Source organism: Novosphingobium oxfordense, from assembly GCF_044029435.1.
In the GTDB taxonomy this organism is placed as follows: domain Bacteria; phylum Pseudomonadota; class Alphaproteobacteria; order Sphingomonadales; family Sphingomonadaceae; genus Novosphingobium.
Map to the genome: position 1 here is coordinate 1141608 of NZ_CP147008.1, position 17369 is coordinate 1158976.

General features: G+C 62.0%; 16 protein-coding genes. 14 read left to right on the plus strand and 2 right to left on the minus strand.

The genetic code is table 11. The features are described from left to right. The first annotated feature begins 67 nt into the window (after window positions 1-67). The 13 genes from WBP07_RS27895 (at window position 68) to WBP07_RS27955 (ending at window position 12274) form a co-directional block, all read left to right on the plus strand. Window positions 68-2092: a conjugal transfer protein TraG gene (locus WBP07_RS27895; protein ID WP_395398201.1), complete on the plus strand. Its 2025-nt coding sequence runs from the start codon at window positions 68-70 to the stop codon at window positions 2090-2092. A gap of 8 nt (window positions 2093-2100) precedes the next feature. Continuing rightward, window positions 2101-2502: a CopG family transcriptional regulator gene (locus WBP07_RS27900; RefSeq protein WP_395398202.1), complete on the plus strand. Its 402-nt coding sequence runs from the start codon at window positions 2101-2103 to the stop codon at window positions 2500-2502. Continuing rightward, window positions 2499-3512, plus strand: a complete 1014-nt coding sequence (gene trbB, locus WBP07_RS27905; RefSeq protein ID WP_395398203.1) for a P-type conjugative transfer ATPase TrbB — start codon at window positions 2499-2501, stop codon at window positions 3510-3512. The genes WBP07_RS27900 and trbB overlap by 4 nt, the downstream gene beginning before the upstream one ends. After that, complete coding sequence (locus WBP07_RS27910; protein WP_395398204.1) at window positions 3512-3853, plus strand: TrbC/VirB2 family protein; 342 nt, start codon at window positions 3512-3514, stop codon at window positions 3851-3853. The genes trbB and WBP07_RS27910 overlap by 1 nt, the downstream gene beginning before the upstream one ends. Before the next feature lie 56 nt (window positions 3854-3909). Further along, window positions 3910-4110, plus strand: coding sequence for a VirB3 family type IV secretion system protein (locus WBP07_RS27915; protein ID WP_231635456.1), 201 nt, complete (start codon window positions 3910-3912; stop codon window positions 4108-4110). After that, on the plus strand, window positions 4104-6551 hold the full coding sequence (gene trbE / locus WBP07_RS27920) for a conjugal transfer protein TrbE (protein WP_395398205.1): 2448 nt from the start codon (window positions 4104-4106) through the stop codon (window positions 6549-6551). Before WBP07_RS27915 ends, trbE begins: the two co-directional genes overlap by 7 nt. Window positions 6552-6577: 26 nt before the next feature. Beyond that, on the plus strand, window positions 6578-7327 hold the full coding sequence (gene trbJ / locus WBP07_RS27925; RefSeq protein WP_395398206.1) for a P-type conjugative transfer protein TrbJ: 750 nt from the start codon (window positions 6578-6580) through the stop codon (window positions 7325-7327). Between the two features lie 165 nt (window positions 7328-7492). Further along, on the plus strand, window positions 7493-8806 hold the full coding sequence (gene trbL, locus WBP07_RS27930) for a P-type conjugative transfer protein TrbL (RefSeq protein ID WP_395398207.1): 1314 nt from the start codon (window positions 7493-7495) through the stop codon (window positions 8804-8806). A gap of 3 nt (window positions 8807-8809) precedes the next feature. Then, the gene (gene trbF, locus WBP07_RS27935) at window positions 8810-9586 is read left to right on the plus strand and encodes a conjugal transfer protein TrbF (RefSeq protein WP_395398208.1); all 777 of its coding nucleotides are present in this window, start codon (window positions 8810-8812) and stop codon (window positions 9584-9586) included. Next, window positions 9583-10440 carry a P-type conjugative transfer protein TrbG gene (gene trbG, locus WBP07_RS27940; protein ID WP_395398209.1) on the plus strand — a complete coding sequence of 286 codons (858 nt, stop codon included), beginning with the start codon at window positions 9583-9585 and terminating at the stop codon, window positions 10438-10440. Before trbF ends, trbG begins: the two co-directional genes overlap by 4 nt. Beyond that, on the plus strand, window positions 10437-11723 hold the full coding sequence (locus WBP07_RS27945; RefSeq protein ID WP_395398210.1) for a TrbI/VirB10 family protein: 1287 nt from the start codon (window positions 10437-10439) through the stop codon (window positions 11721-11723). Before trbG ends, WBP07_RS27945 begins: the two co-directional genes overlap by 4 nt. A gap of 11 nt (window positions 11724-11734) precedes the next feature. Next, window positions 11735-11956, plus strand: a complete 222-nt coding sequence (locus WBP07_RS27950) for a DUF2274 domain-containing protein (protein WP_395398211.1) — start codon at window positions 11735-11737, stop codon at window positions 11954-11956. Between the two features lie 102 nt (window positions 11957-12058). Beyond that, a complete protein-coding gene (locus WBP07_RS27955; protein WP_395398261.1) occupies window positions 12059-12274 on the plus strand; it encodes a helix-turn-helix domain-containing protein in 216 nt (71 codons plus the stop codon). A 94-nt stretch (window positions 12275-12368) separates the two neighbouring features. Here the strand turns inward: WBP07_RS27955 and WBP07_RS27960 are convergent, their stop codons facing one another. Continuing rightward, window positions 12369-13055 carry a hypothetical protein gene (locus tag WBP07_RS27960; protein WP_395398212.1) on the minus strand — a complete coding sequence of 229 codons (687 nt, stop codon included), beginning with the start codon at window positions 13053-13055 and terminating at the stop codon, window positions 12369-12371. Between the two features lie 18 nt (window positions 13056-13073). Then, window positions 13074-13541 carry a hypothetical protein gene (locus tag WBP07_RS27965; protein WP_395398213.1) on the minus strand — a complete coding sequence of 156 codons (468 nt, stop codon included), beginning with the start codon at window positions 13539-13541 and terminating at the stop codon, window positions 13074-13076. Window positions 13542-14975: 1434 nt separating this feature from the next. Here WBP07_RS27965 and WBP07_RS27970 point away from each other — a divergent pair. Next, window positions 14976-17267 carry an arylsulfatase gene (locus WBP07_RS27970; RefSeq protein WP_395398214.1) on the plus strand — a complete coding sequence of 764 codons (2292 nt, stop codon included), beginning with the start codon at window positions 14976-14978 and terminating at the stop codon, window positions 17265-17267. Window positions 17268-17369: the final 102 nt, after the last annotated feature.

Below are 17369 nucleotides of genomic sequence, written 5' to 3' on the forward strand. Positions count from 1 at the left end.
TTTTTCCCTTCATCACGGATTCTTCTCCCGCTCGGATCGCAACGGACGACCGGGCTGGAGAAGCCCCGTGACGCCTACCAAACTCCTCGTTGGCCAGATCCTCGTCGTCTTCGCGATCATGTTCGCGGGTCTCTGGATTTCGACCCAGTGGGCGGCCGCCATGCTAGCCTATCAGCCCGAGCTTGGCGCGGCATCGTTCGAGCTGTTTGGAGTGCCCTGCTACCGACCTTGGGCGCTGTTCGGTTGGTGGTACCACTTCGACGCATATGCGCCTGAAGTCTTCGACAAGGCGGGGATGCTTGCCGGCGCCAGCGGCTTTCTCGGCTGCGGGTCGGCAGTCGCGGGCTCACTCTGGCGGGCCCGCCAGAAAGGCAGGGTCACCACCTACGGATCCGCGCGTTGGGCCAGCAACAGCGAGGTGGTTCGCGCCGGACTGCTCGGCGATGCCGGCCTCATCCTTGGCAAGCTGGGCCGCGAATATCTGCGCCATAACGGCCCCGAACATGTGCTGGTCTTCGCGCCGACCCGGTCCGGCAAGGGCGTGGGTCTTGTGGTGCCGACCTTGCTCACCTGGACGGGATCCGCCGTCATCCATGACATCAAGGGCGAAAACTGGACGCTGACGGCCGGATGGCGCGCGCGGTTCTCACACTGCCTGCTGTTCAACCCCACCGATGCGGCATCGGCGCACTACAATCCGTTGCTTGAAGTGCGCCGCGGCGCCAATGAGGTCCGCGACGTCCAGAACATCGTCGACATCCTCGTCGATCCCGAAGGGGCGCTCGAACGCCGCAACCATTGGGAGAAAACCAGCCATTCCCTGCTGGTCGGCGCGATCCTCCATATCCTCTACGCAGAGCAACAGAAGACGCTCGCCCGCGTCGCCACGTTCCTCTCCGACCCTCAGCGCTCGTTCGCCGCCACGCTGCGCGCCATGCTCACCACCAACCACCTTGGTAGCGACGAAGCGCCACGCGTCCACCCAGTCGTCGCTTCAGCCGCGCGGGAGCTTCTCAACAAGAGCGAGAATGAACGCTCGGGCGTGCTCTCGACCGCCATGTCGTTCCTCGGCCTCTATCGCGATCCGACGATCGCGGAGGTAACCTCGCGCTGCGACTGGCGGATTGCCGATCTTGTCGATGCCGAGCAACCATGCTCGCTTTACCTCGTCATTCCCCCATCGGACATCAGCCGCACCAAGCCGCTGGTCCGCCTGGTGCTAAACCAGATCGGGCGGCGCCTGACCGAGCAGCTGGACGGGCTTGGCGGGGCAGGTCGCAAGCACCAGCTGCTCATGATGCTCGACGAGTTCCCCGCGCTTGGCCGCCTGGACTTCTTCGAGACGAGCCTCGCATTCATGGCGGGCTACGGAATCCGCGCCTTCCTCATCGCCCAAAGTCTCAATCAGATCGAGAAGGCGTACGGCGAGCACAACTCGATCCTCGACAATTGTCACGTCCGTGTTGCTTTCGCGGCGAACGATGAGCGGACAGCCAAGCGCATTTCCGACGCCTTGGGCACCGCTACCGAGCAGCGCGCCATGCGCAACTATGCTGGCCACCGTCTCGCGCCCTGGCTCGCGCACGTCATGGTCAGCCGTCAGGAAACCGCGCGCCAGCTTCTGACCCCCGGCGAGGTCATGCAGCTTTCGCCCGATGATGAGTTGGTGCTGCTGTCAGGCATGGCGCCCATACGCGCTCGCAAGCTGCGCTATTTTCGCGACCTCAATTTCACCGACCGTCGGCTTCCTGCTCCGACCGTTTTCTCCGGCACCTATGTTGATCGGCCGGCATCGCGCCCCAACGATTGGCAAGGCACTGCACGGGCGCAAGACGCGAGACTGGCCGCGCTGATGACGCAGGCCGACGCCGACGACGAAACCGGACCGCAACAACAACGGGCGCCCGGGCAAGGTGGTGTCCAGCCGATCGCACGCGATGAGCCCGCAGTCCCCGAGCCCGATCTCGCGAACGACGATGACGGCAACCCCGTCGCGGACAAGCGGGCGATGGAACAGGCACAGGCCCTGACGCCCATCGCGCGCGGATTCGCCTTCGATGACAGCCAGCACATTCGCGACCTTGGACTGTGAGGGAGCCCATGAAAATCCGCCAGAACCTCTACCTCGACCGCGACGTCACCGTGGCGCTAGACCGCCTGGCCGCCGGCACGCGCGGCAACAAGAGCCGCCTCGTCAACGATGCGCTAAAGGCATGGATCGCGCGCCAAGGCTCGAATGAGATCGACGACCTGCTGCGTCTGCGCTTCGATCGCCTCTCGCGGGAGATCACCGCGAGCCGGCGCGATATCGATGTCGTGCTGGAAAGCCTGGCGCTCTTCATCCGCTACCAGCTCTCGGTGACAGCGCCGTTGCCCGAGGCTGACTCGGCCGCCCGCGCGGTTGGCCGCGAGCGCTTCGAGGCGTTCGTTGCCCAGGTCGGGCGCCAGATCGCCACCGGCAAGCGAACGCTTCCCGAGCGCAAGTCGGAAGAGGGCGCATGACAAACTCTCCTGACGCCGTTTCGGCCGACCGCCGCCGCGCCATGCTGCGCACCGCCATGGGGCCGGCCATTCGCGCCGCGCTCGAAGATCCGCGCATCATCGAGATCATGGTCAATCCGGACGGTGCCCTGCGTGTCGACGTGCTAGGGGAAGGGCGAGTCGATACCGACGTCCGGTTCGAGCCGGCCCAGGTCGAACGAATTGTCCGGTTGGTGGCATCGCATATCCGCGCTGAAGTCCATGACGACGCCCCGATCGTCTCAGCCGAACTCCCGGCCCATGGGGCGGGTGCGGGAGAGCGCTTCGAAGGCCTGCTGCCACCGGTTGCCATGGCGCCGTGCTTTTCGATCCGGAAGCCTGCAGCGCGGATCCACACGCTTGCCGACTATGTGCGCGATGGGATCATGACAATAGATCAGGCGGGCTTCCTGTCCCGGGCGGTCGTCGCACGCGCTAACATCCTGGTCGCGGGCGGTACGAGCTCCGGCAAGACCACGCTCGCCAACGCGCTGCTCGCGGAAATGGCCAGTCTCGATGAGCGCGTGATTCTGATCGAGGATACGCGCGAGCTGCAATCGCCCGCGGCCGATACTGTCGCGCTGCGTACCAGAGCGGGCAGCGTGTCGATGAGCGATCTCGTCCGCTCCACCCTGCGCCTGCGGCCCGACCGGATCATCGTCGGGGAAGTGCGCGGGCCGGAAGCGCTAGACATGCTGAAGGCGTGGAACACCGGACATCCCGGCGGGATCGCCACCGTCCACGCCAACAACGCGCGCGCGGCGCTCTATCGCATCGACGGACTGGTGCAGGAAGCGGTCACGACTGTTCCGCGTCGGCTGATCGCCGAAGCCATCGACATGATCGTCTTCATCGCCGGCCGGGGTGCCGGCCGCCGGATCGAGACGATCGCCCGCGTCGCCGGGCTGGATGAGCGCGGCGAGTACCGCGTCATCGATGCCTTTCGAACTCCCAGCACCTCCAACAACCCCCAACCTGAAGGAGAAGACTAATGCGTAGCATCAAACTTGCCGCCAACCTCGCGCGCCGCGATCTGAGCGGTCTCGTAATTTTCGCTGTCGCTGCGGCCGTAGCGTCGCCGGTTCTTGCCAGCGGATCCGGCATGCCCTGGGAAGACCCGCTCGAGAAAGTCCTGGAATCGGTCCAGGGACCGGTGGCCAAGATCGTGGCGGTGCTGATCATCATCACCACCGGGCTCGCACTGGCGTTCGGCGAGACTGCCGGCGGGTTTCGAAAGCTGATCCAGATCGTCTTCGGTCTCTCGATCGCCTTTGCCGCCTCGTCCTTCTTCCTCTCGTTCTTCAGCTTCGGCGGAGGGGCGCTGGTCTCGTGAGCCATATCGAGGGCTTCGAGACACCGATCCACGCGAGCCTCGTTCAGCCCATCCTGATGGGCGGGGCTCCGCGCGGGATCGCGATCGTCAACGGGACGCTCGCCGCCGCGCTCGGGCTCGGCCTCCAGCAGTGGCCGGTCGGGATCGCGCTCTGGGCGATCGGGCACAGCCTCGCGGTCTTCGCGGCCCGGCGTGACCCCGAGTTCGCGAACGTCCTCATCCGCCACCTCCGGCAAAAAGGATACCTGGCATGTTGAACCTTGCCGAATATCGCTCCCGCTTCGACCGGCTTGCCGATCACTTGCCCTGGGCCGCGCTGGTCGCACCCGGTGTGGTGCTCAACAAGGATGGCAGCTTCCAGCGCAGCTTCGCCTTCCGCGGCCCCGACCTCGAAAGCTCTACCGAAGCTGAACTTGTCGGTGCCTGTGCCCGCGCCAACAATGTCCTGCGCCGGCTTGGGTCGGGCTGGGCGATATTCTTCGAGGCCCATCGCCGCGAGATTTCAAGCTATCCGCAAAGCCAGTTTCCCGATGCGGCATCCTGGCTGATCGACGAGGAACGGCGCGCCGCCTTTGAAGCTCACGGGCATCACTTCGAAAGCGTGTTCACCGGTACGCTCCTGTGGCTGCCGCCCGCGGATTCGAGCGATGCGGCCGGCCGCTCGCTGGTCGAGCGGCCCGAGGCGGAAGGTAGCGAGCCAGGTGGGCGCGATTGGCGCGCCACGCTTGCCGGATTTGTTTCCGAGACCGACCGTGTCCTCGATCTCTTTGCCAGCTTCATGCCTGAGGTGCGCGGGCTCTCGAGTGCCGAAACGCTCTCCTACCTGCACGACGCTATATCGGATCGGCCAGTCCATCTCGCCGTTCCGGAGACGCCAGTCTACCTTGACGCCATTCTGGCCGACACCCCGTTCATCGGCGGGCTGGAGCCGAAGCTTGGACGCCATCACATCCGCACGCTGACGCTGCCGGGTTTTCCGAATGTCAGCCGGCCGGGTCTTCTTGATGCCCTCAATAATCAGGGTTTCGGCTATCGCTGGATGTCCCGCTTCATCGCCATGGACCGGGCGGACGCCACCAAGGTGCTGACCAAACTGCGGCGCCAGTGGTTCAACAAGCGCAAGTCAATCACCGCACTGCTGCGCGAAGTCATGTATAATCAGCCGACGCAGCTGGTGGACAGCGACGCCGACAACAAGGTGGTCGATGCCGATACCGCGCTGCAGGCGCTTGGCGGCGATCACGTCTCGTTCGGCTACCTCACCGCGACCATCACCGTCGCCGACGAAGACCGCGCCCGCGTCGAGGAAAAGGTCCGCGCGGTCGAACGCGTGGTCAATGGGCTTGGTTTCACCTGCATCCGCGAAGGCGTGAACGCGGTCGAAGCCTGGCTCTCCTCATTGCCGGGGCAGGTCTACGCCAATGTCCGGCAGCCGCTGGTCCATTCGCTGAACCTCGCGCACATGATGCCGCTCTCAGCAGTATGGGCCGGTCAGGAGGGCAACACGCATCTTGCCGGGCCGCCGCTGTTCCATGCCCAAACGCAGGGTTCGACCCCGTTCCGCCTCTCGACCCATGTCGGCGACGTTGGCCACATGCTGGTGGTGGGGCCGACCGGCGCCGGCAAGTCGGTGCTGCTCTCGCTGATCGCCTGTCAGTTCCGCCGCTATGCCGGATCACGGGTCATTGTCTTCGACATGGGTCTTTCGGCGCGCGCAGCGGTCCTGGCCATGGGCGGAACCCATAACGCTCTGGGGCAGGGCACCGATGCGCTGAACGGGCTGAGCTTCCAGCCGCTCAAAGCCATCGACGATCTGGTCGAACGCAGTTGGGCCGCCGACTGGATCCTCGAACTTCTGACCCACGAATTGCTCGTCACCTCTCCGGAAATGCGTGACCATGTCTGGTCGGCGCTCACCAGCCTTGCCGGCGCTCCGGAGAACGAGCGGACGCTCACCGGGCTCTCGCTGCTGCTGCAGTCGAATGAGCTGCGCATGGCGCTGGCGCCTTATACGCTCGAGGGCACGTTTGGCGGACTGCTGGATGCAGCCGAGGAACGCCTCGCGGACGCCGACGTCCAGTGCTTCGAAACCGAAGCGCTGATGGGACGGAAAGGATTGGTCGCCCCGGTGCTGACCTATCTCTTCCACCGCATTGAGCAGCGCTTCGATGGGCGCCCGACGCTGCTGGTACTCGATGAGGCCTGGAGCCTGCTCGACGATCCGATCTTCGCTGCGCGCATCCGCGAGTGGCTGAAGACGCTGCGAAAGAAGAACGTCTCCGTCCTGTTTGCGACGCAGAGCCTCGCCGACGTGGCGCAGAGCTCGATTGCACCGGCGATCATCGAAAGCTGCCCGCAGCGGATTTTCCTGCCGAACGACCGCGCGATCGAGCCGCAGTCTCGCGAAGTCTATGACGCCTTCGGGTTCAACGATCGGCAGATAGAGATCGTCGCACGGGCCACGCCCAAGCATCACTACTACCTCCAGTCGGCGCGAGGAAACCGCCTGTTCGAGCTGGGGCTGGGACCCGTTGCACTGGCGCTCTGTGGCTCCTCCGGGCCAGCCGTGCAGCAGAGGATCGACCGGATCATCGCCGAGCACGGGGCTGGCGACTTCCTGATCAAGTTCCTCGCCGGCTCGGATGCCGCATGGGCGTCCGACCTTGCCGCCTCGTTTCGGGCGCCCGCCACCATCTAACCCCGCTTCAGCAAAGGAGAAGACCGATGATTGTGAAACAGCATACGCGTTCCTCGCTTGCCGCCGCTGGATGCATGGCGTTGGTGGCCGTTGGCGGCACCTTCGCCGCCATGTCGTATCCATCGGAGCCCGCTAAGGCGCTCATCGTCTACGACCCGACCAACTACAGCCAGAACCTGCTGACGGCGGCCCGTACGCTCCAGCAGGTCAATAACCAGATCAAGTCCCTGCAAAACGAGGCGCAGAGCCTGCTCAATCAGGGCAAGAATCTAACGACGATTGGTTTTCCCGAACTTCAGGCGCTGACGCAGACGCTCCAGCAGATAGATGTGCTGATGGGGCAGGCGCAGGGCATCCAGTTCCAGGTCTCGACGCTGAATCAGCAGTTCCGTCAGCTCTATCCGACCAGCAACGGCTCGCTCTCGCTCAGTAGCCAAGTATCGGCTGCCCGCGCGCGCCTCGATACCGAAATGACGGCCTACCAGCACACGATGACCGTGCAGGCGCAAGTCGTCGAGAATATCCAGAGCGATGCCTCCGCGCTCTCGGCTATGGTGGAGCGCAGCCAGAATGCCGAAGGCGCACTTCAAGCGAGCCAGGCGACCAACCAGCTTTTGGCGCTGACCGCCAAGCAGCAATTCCAGATCCAGCAGTTGCTCGCCGCCCAGTACCGCGCTGACGCGCTGGAGCGCGCCAACCGCGCGCAGGCGGCCAGCGACGCGCAGGCCGCGACCGCAAAATTCCTCGGCAACGGGACGGCCTACACGCCGAACTGACCATCGGGACCGGCCGCGGCCGGCTCCGTTTCGAACATCTTTTGCGGTGACGGTCCGCCTCTCCCGTCACCGCGTCGCGGGACGCGGTTTTTCCGCGCCCTGGCCGCGTCCCGCGACACCCATTGTTTCCAATCCCCTCGGCATTCGGATGGAAAGTGCAGCGCCATGAACGACCTCAATGTCATCGACCGCTTCATGACCAGCTTCATCGCCTACATCGACAGTGGGTTCGGTCTGCTGGGCGGCGACGTCCATTTCCTGACCGCGACGCTGATCGGTATCGACATGACGCTCGCGGGGCTGTTCTGGACGATGGGCGGCGAGGACAACATCCTCGGGCGGTTCATCCGCAAGATCCTCTACGTCGGTGCCTTTGCGTTCATCATCGGCAATTTTTCGGCGCTCGGCGATATCGTCTTCCGCTCGCTGGCACAGGCGGGCCTGACCGCCGGCGGCGGCGCGCTGACCGCGGCCGATCTGTTGAAGCCGGGGCGGCTGGCTGGCACGGGCTTTTCTGCCGCATGGCCGCTTGTCGAGTACGCGTCCAAATTGATGAGCGTCACTGGCTTGCTCAACAACTTCCTTTTGATCGTCGTCCTTTTGCTGGCGTGGCTGCTGGTGATCCTCGCGTTCTTCATCCTCGCGGTGCAGATCTTCGTCACCATCCTCGAGTTCAAGCTGACCAGCCTTGCCGGTTTCATCCTGGTGCCGTTCGCGCTGTGGAACCGCACCGCATTCCTTGCCGAGCGGGTACTCGGCAACGTCGTCAGCTCAGGCATCAAGGTCATGGTGCTCGCCGTCATCGTCGGGATCGGCTCGAACTTCTTCGACGAATTCACCACGGCCCTCCAAGGGCAGCAGCCCGACATCGGACAGGTGCTGAGCCTTGTGCTCGCCAGCCTTGCGCTGTTTGGACTCGGAATTTTCGGTCCATCGATCGCCTCGGGACTCGTCGCCGGTGCGCCGCAGCTGGGTGCAGGCGCTGCGCTTGGTACCGGGGTCGGCGCAGCCGGGATCATTGCCATGGGCGCCGGTGGCGCGGCCGGAGCGGCCAAGCTTGCGGGCGGCACTGCGCTTGGCGCGGTGCGCGCCGGCACCAGCATGGGCGCGGCCGCCTCCACCTCGTGGAGCATGGGTCAATCCGCCGCCGGCTCGCAAAGCGTCGGTGCTGGCCTCAGCGGCATGGCCAAAGCCGCTGGCGGCGCGGCCCGACAGAAGGCCAGTCAGGCCTTCGGGCTTGGCGAAGCCGCCGAACGCGGTCGCTCGGCTGCGAGGGCTGCCTTCGAAGGCTCGGAAGGTGCTGGCAGTGCGTCTGAGACCACAGCCAATCCCGCGAACAATTCCGCTCTGGGCTGGGCGCGCGACCTCCGCCGCCAGCAGGACACCCGCCATCACCGTCAGATCGCGCTCACCACCCTGAAGGACGGTGAGCGCGGCGGTGCCGCCGCCAACCCCGACATCAAGGAAAAGGAGGACTGATCGATGATCTTCAAGCGCGCTGTCCAGCGTTACGGACGAACACCGCAGCCCGAAACGCCCTTCCAGCGGGCGGGCCAGGTCTGGGATGAGCGCATCGGCTCCGCCCGCGTCCAGGCACGCAACTGGCGGCTGATGGCTTTCGGGACCTTAGGTATGGCCGGAATGATGGGCTCGGCGCTGGTCTGGCAATCACTTCAGAGCCGCGTGGTGCCCTATGTCGTCGAGGTCGACCAGCTTGGCGAGGCGAGAGCGGTGAACGAGGCCGATGTCGCCATCACGCCCACCGATCCGCAGATCGCCTGGCATCTGGCCCGCTTTATCGAGTGCGTGCGCGGCGTGTCGCTCGATCCGGTGCTGATGCGCCGCGACTGGCTCTCCGCCTACGATTTTGCCAGCCAGCGCGGGGCGCGTTTCCTCGATGGCTATGCGCGCGAGGCCGACCCGTTCGCCAACCTCGGGCAGCGCAGTGTCTCAGTGCAGGTGACCAGCGTCGTGCGCGCGTCGGACCAGTCGTTCCAGGTGAAGTGGATCGAGACGTCCTATGAGCGCGGCGCGAAGGCCGGAACCAGCCACTGGACCGCAATCCTGACGATACTGACCCGCCCGTCGCGCAGCGCCGACATCCTGCGACGCAATCCGCTCGGGATCTATGTCGACGCAATCGACTGGAGCCGGGAGCTTGAACCCGCCGCGTCAACCCATTCCGCGGCGGCAGCCCCGCCGTCAACCCAACTTCCGCCTGAACCCGCAGCTCAGTCAGCATCGGAGATCCAGCCATGAATGTGCATTCCCACAGGCTCGCCATCATCGCGGGCGTTCTCGCGCTACCTGTGTTGGGCCATCCCGCCCTCGCGGCCCCTGCGCCCAGCTCCCGCGCGGCCGTTGTCGACCGGGCTAATCGCGCGGCGACGATCGAGCCTCAGACCAGCGGGTTTGTCCAGGCCATCCAGTTTCAAGCGTATTCAGAAGGGGCGATCTACCACGTTTTGACCGCGCCCGACCGGGTGACCGATATTGCGCTTCAGGCGGGCGAGGTGCTGGTCGCGGTCGCCAGCGGCGATACGGCGCGTTGGGTAATCGGCGATACGACAAGCGGGCAGGGCGACAACAAACGCACCCATATCCTCGTAAAACCCTACTCGCCGGGGCTTTCAACCAACCTTGTCATCACGACCGACCGGCGCAGCTACCATCTGGCGCTCTCCAGCAGCGGCGGCGCGGCAATATCGGCGTTGTCCTGGACCTATCCGGCGGACGAGTTGGTCGCGATCAAGCGGGCAGCGGCCACGGCGGAAGCTGCACAGCCGATAGCCGCCGGTCTCGCCGCCGAAAACCTCAACTTTAACTACGAGATCTCCGGCGATAAGCCGACCTGGCGGCCGCTCCGCGCCTTTGATGATGGCCGGCAGACGTTCATCCAGATGCCCCCAAGCATCGCGCTCGATGAAGCGCCTCCGCTCTTCCTCGTCGATGAAAAGGGGACCGCACAGCTGGTCAACTACCGACTGTCGGGCCGCTTCTATGTTGTCGACCGCATCTTCACGGTCGCCGAATTGCGGCTGGGGACGAAGAACCAGCAGGTGGTGCGCATCCAGCGCGTCGCCGAGGGTGCGGTTCAGGGGAGGGCGCGATGAGCGAAGAACCCGTAAGCGCCGTCAATCAGCGGCAGCCAATTGGAGACCAGCAAATGGTGGGGGCCGCTGACAATGTGGAGAGCGCGCCGGCCGCTGGAGTCCGCCCGCCGGCCAAGGTCGATCCGGAGTCGCTGGCGCTCCGATCGAAACCGCCCCGGGCCATCCGCTTCAAGCGGGAAGTCATCGTCGGGATGACGGGAACACTCGCGCTCATCGTGGCGGGAACCGCCTGGTATGCACTCGGGTCGATCAAGCTTCACCTTGCCGGCAACGGCGACAGCGAGGCCAATGCCGCAAAGATCCCTACCGACGCGATCAATGTGCTGCCCGACAGTTATGACAAGGTGCCCAAGCTCGGGCCGCCGCTACCGGGTGACCTAGGGCGAGCCATCGTGGAGAAACAGGGCGCAACGATCACCCCGATCTCGACCGCCTTGCCAGGATCGGGAGCGACACGGCCGCAGTCGGCGCCGGATCGGATGGCGGAAGAAAGGAGATCGGCACGGCAGTCCGGTCTGTTCTTTGGCAGCGCCAAGGCGGCGGCGATGTCTGCGACCTCGGAATCTAGTGCGCTTCAGGCCGAAAAGCTCGCAAACGGCGCCGATGGAAAGCTCGCGATCGACTTCAACGCCGATCCCAACGCCCAGCAACGCAAGGCCGATTTTGTGTCAGCCAAGGATACCGCCGGCGATGTTGAGCCGCATGCGCTAACTTCGGCGGCGTCGGCCAACATGCTTTCTGCCGGCAGCGTGATTGCAGGGAGCCTCATTACCGGGCTGCGTTCGGATCTTCCCGGTCTCGTGATCGCGCAGGTCACCGAGCAGGTCTTCGATAGCGCGACGGGGAGGACCTTGCTCATTCCGCAGGGCGCCAGGCTGATCGGCAGTTACGATAGCCTTGTTGCCTTCGGACAGAAGCGAGCACTCATCGTTTGGCAGCGGATTGTCATGCCCGATGGCAGTTCGATGCGCCTCGACAACGTGCCGGCGGCCGACATGTCAGGGTATGCTGGCCTGGAGGATAATATCGACGCCCATACCTGGCAGGTCATCAAAGGGGCGGCGATTTCTACGCTTTTCGGAGTTGGATCGGAACTGACCTTCACGGGCGAGAGCGATCTGGTCCAGGCGATCCGGCAGTCGACTCAGCAGAGCGTTTCGCGGGCGGGCGATCAGCTCGTTTCCCGCAGTCTACAAATCCAGCCGACGATCACGATACGGCCCGGAGCGCAGGTTCGCCTCGTGGTTCACCGCGATCTCGTTTTGCCGCCATGGCTTCCGTAGGAGCAATCACTATGACTGAGTTGAAGCTACCAGTATTGCCCGATCGGACTCCGGTAAAGCTCTCCATTCACATCGTACCTGAACTTGCCGAAGCGCTTCAGGACTACGCGAAGTTATACGCTTCAACTTATGGTCGAGAAGAGCCGGTGTCAGTTCTGGTACCGGCAATGCTTGAGGCGTTTCTCAGCAGCGATCGGTCGTTTGTCCGAGCAAGAGGACGGGGTGGAAGATAAGCTCATAGTCCCCTAATGTGCCTCGTCTCGATACACCGGCTCACTCTCCACCTGGTCTGACCAACGGAAGGTTTCACCGTGGCAAGGAACGTTAATCGCGAAATGCGTGCGTTGGGTCAGTTCGACCCGATCAGTGTACGGATTCCAGATGCAGTGCGCATGACGGGTCTTAGTCGATCTAAAATCTATTTGCTCATTGCTGCTGGTGATCTTGAGGCTGCCAAAGTCGGACGATCGACAGTGATTACGATCGAGAGTCTGAAGGCTGTCATTCAAGCACGGCGAATTTTACCCAGCGGTCGACGGAAAAGCCGCTGACTCAAGGATGGAATGATGTTGCCGTTTGCATCCTCCAAGGCGATAGGCTCAGAAGATACAAGCTTGCGTGCCAGCCCTCAATGCCGCCAAAGCGTCAGGGAACCTCGTATCCATAAGGCGGTGTGAAGTTCCAGTTGGCACCGCCGCCTGCCAGTTCCCTGGCGATGGTGTTGGCCCGGGCCTCGTTCCTTTTGAACTGATCGCTATCCGGATACTGCTTAGCTTGAACGTCAGCCGAAAGGCCGCTGCCGGAACCACTCCGGTATTCATCCCACATCGCAGCATTGAATTGCTGCATGGACTTCAACGCGTGAGCGACCTCATGCCAGACCAGATACTGAAGTCCGCCGTTGAGAAGGTTGTAATTGCGAAGAGCGGTGACGTTGATAACGACCGGAACCTCGGAGTTGCCGATACCCACGCCGTTCTCGCCGGCGCGCCCTACGCCGAACTCTCGATTTGTGGCAGTGAACTTCAAATTTCTCAGAATATTTACAAGTTCGCCATACTTAATGGCGCCAATGATGGACGAATTTATCACCGCCCCCTGGCTAGCATACATGTTTATAAATTGACTGAACACCGTCGATTTCATCGAGTTTCCGATTACGGTGATGTCATCGCCTATAACATCAATCTCTTTGGTAACTAGTGTTTTTGCAGTCCAGAACGTCGTGGCTTGCGCCACAAGCATCTGTTGTGTTCCTGCGGTGTTTTGTATGACCGCATTGGTGAAATCAAAAGTGCCAACGCGCGAAGTTACAATAATCTCACCAGGCATATTCGATCCTTATGTTGATTACTTCTTAGAAATGATGTCTTCTTGGCCGCCAGAAAGTCGATGAATCTCCCCGATTTTTCCTCCTACAAATGTGTAGGACACAGCGTCATAGTGCCAGCAGCAGTGAGATGGCGGTCCGTTCCCCCAACTTCCCGCCGAGTTGAAATACTCAATAGTTAGTAGGCTGCCGCTTGATGGATAAGCAGACTTGATCGTATAGGTGACGCCCGCAGCTGCAAGTGGCTCTCCAAATTGCGTCATCCATGATGTTTTATTGTCGGCTATCAGCCGTTCACCCTCATATACCTTCACGTCATCCGCAAGAAGGTTAGAGTATTTGGCCACGTCCTTGTTCTCTATCGAGGATATTAGATCATTGATCAAAAAGTCTTGGCCGTTTGGTGCCGGTGGTGCCAGTACCTGAGCATCAGCGATGGGGGCGGATGCCAGATAGGCAGCGGATAAAACTACGGTAAGATATCGCATCCAGCCAGTCTCCTTTTACATGCAGCCGCAGCGCGTCAGAGGAGCATACTCCCGCAGACTCAGAGGCTTGCAAATTCCATGCTAACGCGTCGCATTATATCTTTGCAAGCAATTCGGAATGTATTTTTGGCACAAACATCCAGTCAAAGTTCATGAAATTTGGCATCAGTTTCACCGTAATGGCAAGAGAACCAAAACATTCTTCAATTAACGCAGAAATTGGTATGCCAACTATTTGTGAACTAATCTCGCTAGCCCCGGCGATAATCTGCCAGATTATGCAATTTCGCTGACTGCAATAGAAACTTGTGGCGGCGCTGGATCGGTTACGCATCAGCACGCTAACGACCGTTCTTCAGAATTGTCGACCATGGTACGGCTTTGGCGTAGTCGTTGAGATTATGGACATGGATCGTTAGGCAAGCGGGTTCGCTAAATTTCGTTGCAACGCCATGGCCGATCACTCACGACCGCCACAATATATAGAACATATAGGGAACAAATGCAAGAGCTTTTCCCTCTGGTGGTCCCGCGATGCCGCGAATGAGGCGTTACGCGTGCGTTTAGTATCGCGCCGCTAAGCTGCGTATCCAAGGTTTTCTCGGAGCGGCCGAGCGATCCTCATAAAGTAGGTTGAGGCCTAGTTGTCCGCTGGCGCAACTTCATTGGCAACTGGCTAAATGAGGCTATCGCAGAACACTCGCGGCGCGCTATTACGCCTTTTAATCAAGTTTCGTGATGGTGCAAATACATCTTCAAGCCCGGACCTCACCGGCTGTACGAACGGGAATTGGTCGTTCGGCTGAGTCTAGGGGCTTGGTCGTCAGGCTATGACATAAGCGCCGAAACTGTAGGCAAATGGTACAAACGGCGAGAAGAAGCCGTCCGCGATCACGCAAGCCGCCCCGTTCGTCGCGTATGGTCGGGCCAATTTTAACCAATGTACTTTTTTGTCGCATGAAATGCACATGCCGGCGCAAGCGGATGTTTGTGGGGGTATTTTTGGGGGTGGTATGATTAAGTGAAGTGAAAATGATGTGTTAAATCAATTGCATAGTTGTCCTGAAATGTCCTACCCCCGCAACCAGACATACAAACATACAAACACCCCCCTCGGTACCACCCGCCGGGGGGTTTTCTTTGTCTGGCTCCGATCCGCTTCAGTATCTTCGCCGGATACGTGCGAACATCGGCGAGTAATGTCTCCAATTCCCCCCGCCTGGCACAAGCAGCGCGCCATTGTGCATCGAGTTCGCGAGGTGGATTGCGAAATGGGCCACGATCCCCGGCGACAGCAGGCGGCCGCGCAGTGAACCCCGCCGGTATTGGCCCTTCTCCCCTTCAGGGAATCCCCCGTCATCCTGCGGGATATCCCCAATAAGGCGCTCTCCAAAGCGGCCTTACGATTGCGGGCCTTCCCACAGGAGCTTTCCCATGCCGGACGACAAGACCCCTGACATTCTGCCGCGCCCCGACTTCCATTTTACGGGTGAGATCGGACGCACGTTCAAGGATTCGGACCCGGCTACCTTCCCGCAGCCAGTGCAGCCGCCCAAGGGCGCGCCGAACATCGTGCTGATCCTGCTGGATGACGTTGGCTTCGGCCAGTTCAGCACTTTCGGCGGCGGCGTGCCTTCGCCGACGATGGACCGGCTCGCGGCCGAGGGACTGCGCTACAACTACTTCCACACTACCGCACTGTGCAGCCCCACGCGTGCGGCGCTGATCACTGGGCGCAACCACCACTCCGCCTCGTTCGCGGGGATCACTGAACTGGCCACCGGCTATGACGGTTATTGCTGCGTGCTGCCGCGCAACTGCGGTACCGTCGGCGAAGTGCTGCGCCAGAACGGCTATATGACCGCGTGGATCGGCAAGAACCACAATACGCCGACTTGGGAGACCAGCGCGGCCGGTCCGTTCGATCGCTGGGCCAATGGGCTCGGCTTCGATTACTTCTATGGATTCAATGCCGGTGACATGAATCACTGGAACCCGATCCTCTATGAGAACAAGAACCTGGTGCCGGCGTCCGAGGATCCCGATTACCATCTGACCGAGGATTTGGCGGATCGCGCGATCACCTGGGTACGGCAAGTGAAGAGCATCGCGCCGGACAAGCCCTATTTCCTTTACGTCGCGCCCGGGGCCACCCATGCGCCGCACCAGGCGCCGAAGGAGTGGATCGACCAGTTCAAGGGCAAGTTCGACATGGGCTGGGACGCCTATCGCGAACAGACGCTGGAACGCCAGAAGAAGCTGGGCGTAGTTCCCGCCGATACCGACCTGACGGAGCGTTCGAAGGGCCTGCCGGCCTGGGATGGCCTGAATGACGATCAGAAGCGGCTCTACGCCCGGATGATGGAAGTCTTCGCCGGCTATGGCGCCCAAGTCGATGCGGCGATGGGCCGGGTGATCGATGCGGTGAAGGCGATGCCCGATGCCGACAACACGATCATCATCTACATCGCCGGCGATAACGGATCGAGCGCGGAAGGCGGGCTGGAAGGCTCCCTATGCGAAAACATGTTCTTCAACGGCTTCCCGGAGAAGTGGGAGGACAACATCAAGGCCATCGACGAGCTGGGTGGGCCCAAGCATTTCAACCACTTCCCGTCGTCATGGGCGCATGCGATGAACACGCCGTTCCAGTGGACCAAGCAGGTGGCCAGCCACTTCGGCGGCACACGCAACCCCATGATCATTTCGTGGCCCGAGCGCATCAGCGATAAAGGCGGATTGCGGGATCAGTTCATCCATACGATCGACATCGTGCCGACGCTCTACGAGATCTGCGGCGTTACCGCGCCCAGCGAATTGAATGGCATTCAGCAGAAGCCGATCGAGGGCGTCAGCTTCGCGGCAACCTTCGATGACGGCACCGCCGCTAGCAAGCGGCGGACGCAGTACTTCGAACTGGGCGTCAATCGCGGGCTCTATCACGACGGCTGGATGGCCTCAGCCCCCAGCTTTGTGCCGTGGCAGCCGGTTCGGTCCGAGGATTGGGATCCGGACCAGCAGGTGTGGGAACTCTACAAGCTGGATCAGGACTTTTCGCAGGCGCACGATCTGGCGGACAAGCATCCGGACAAGCTGCGCGAATTGCAGGACATGTGGTGGGTTGAGGCGGCCAAGTATAATGTGCTGCCGCTCGACTGGCGGGCGACGGTCCGCATGAATGCGGAACTGATGGGGCGCCCCAGCATGGTCGGCGACCGGACCAAGGCGGTCTATTACGAAGGACAGGTCGCGCTGCCCGACGGGGCTTGTATGCACATGCTCAACAAGAGTTGGACGATCACGGCGGAGATCGAACTGCCCGACGACAAGGCGGAAGGCATGATCGTGACCCATGGCGGGCTGGAGGGCGGCTATGGCCTCTATTTGCGCGAGGGCAAGCCGGTCTTCGTCTACAACTTCCTGGGGGCCGAGCGGCCGACATTTACCGCCGAGGCGCCGCTACCCAAGGGCAGGACTACGCTGGTTGCCGATTTCAAGTACGACGGCGGCGGCATGGGCAAGGGCGGCACGGTGACGCTCTCGGCCAATGGAGTGAAAGTGGCTGAAGGGCGGCTGGAACGTACCGTGCCGATCCAGTTTTCGCTCGGCGAAGGCCTCGACATCGGAATGGATACAGGCTCGCCCGTCGACTTCACTTACAAGATGCCGTTCAAGTTCACCGGCAAGATCGAGAAAGTGGAGATTGAGATAAGGCCCGGCGCCTAGACGCGGCCGAGCCCGCGATCTGATTGCGGCGTCGTCAGCATGAGCATGAGCATGAGCAGGCAACCGCCTGCCGCGCGATGGGTAGGGCACAGCGGCGATTGA

What these genes read in the sequence shown, in the direction of transcription:
- WBP07_RS27970 (WP_395398214.1), top strand. Translation starts at nt 14,976, where the DNA reads ATGCCGGACGACAAGACCCCTGACATTCTGCCGCGCCCCGACTTCCAT.
- trbE (WP_395398205.1), top strand. Translation starts at nt 4,104, where the DNA reads ATGTTGAACCTTGCCGAATATCGCTCCCGCTTCGACCGGCTTGCCGAT.
- WBP07_RS27900 (WP_395398202.1), top strand. Translation starts at nt 2,101, where the DNA reads ATGAAAATCCGCCAGAACCTCTACCTCGACCGCGACGTCACCGTGGCG.
- trbF (WP_395398208.1), top strand. Translation starts at nt 8,810, where the DNA reads ATGATCTTCAAGCGCGCTGTCCAGCGTTACGGACGAACACCGCAGCCC.
- WBP07_RS27915 (WP_231635456.1), top strand. Translation starts at nt 3,910, where the DNA reads ATGGGCGGGGCTCCGCGCGGGATCGCGATCGTCAACGGGACGCTCGCC.
- trbG (WP_395398209.1), top strand. Translation starts at nt 9,583, where the DNA reads ATGAATGTGCATTCCCACAGGCTCGCCATCATCGCGGGCGTTCTCGCG.
- WBP07_RS27910 (WP_395398204.1), top strand. Translation starts at nt 3,512, where the DNA reads ATGCGTAGCATCAAACTTGCCGCCAACCTCGCGCGCCGCGATCTGAGC.
- WBP07_RS27960 (WP_395398212.1), bottom strand. Translation starts at nt 13,055, where the DNA reads ATGCCTGGTGAGATTATTGTAACTTCGCGCGTTGGCACTTTTGATTTC.
- WBP07_RS27965 (WP_395398213.1), bottom strand. Translation starts at nt 13,541, where the DNA reads ATGCGATATCTTACCGTAGTTTTATCCGCTGCCTATCTGGCATCCGCC.
- WBP07_RS27945 (WP_395398210.1), top strand. Translation starts at nt 10,437, where the DNA reads ATGAGCGAAGAACCCGTAAGCGCCGTCAATCAGCGGCAGCCAATTGGA.
- trbB (WP_395398203.1), top strand. Translation starts at nt 2,499, where the DNA reads ATGACAAACTCTCCTGACGCCGTTTCGGCCGACCGCCGCCGCGCCATG.
- trbL (WP_395398207.1), top strand. Translation starts at nt 7,493, where the DNA reads ATGAACGACCTCAATGTCATCGACCGCTTCATGACCAGCTTCATCGCC.
- WBP07_RS27950 (WP_395398211.1), top strand. Translation starts at nt 11,735, where the DNA reads ATGACTGAGTTGAAGCTACCAGTATTGCCCGATCGGACTCCGGTAAAG.
- trbJ (WP_395398206.1), top strand. Translation starts at nt 6,578, where the DNA reads ATGATTGTGAAACAGCATACGCGTTCCTCGCTTGCCGCCGCTGGATGC.
- WBP07_RS27955 (WP_395398261.1), top strand. Translation starts at nt 12,059, where the DNA reads ATGCGTGCGTTGGGTCAGTTCGACCCGATCAGTGTACGGATTCCAGAT.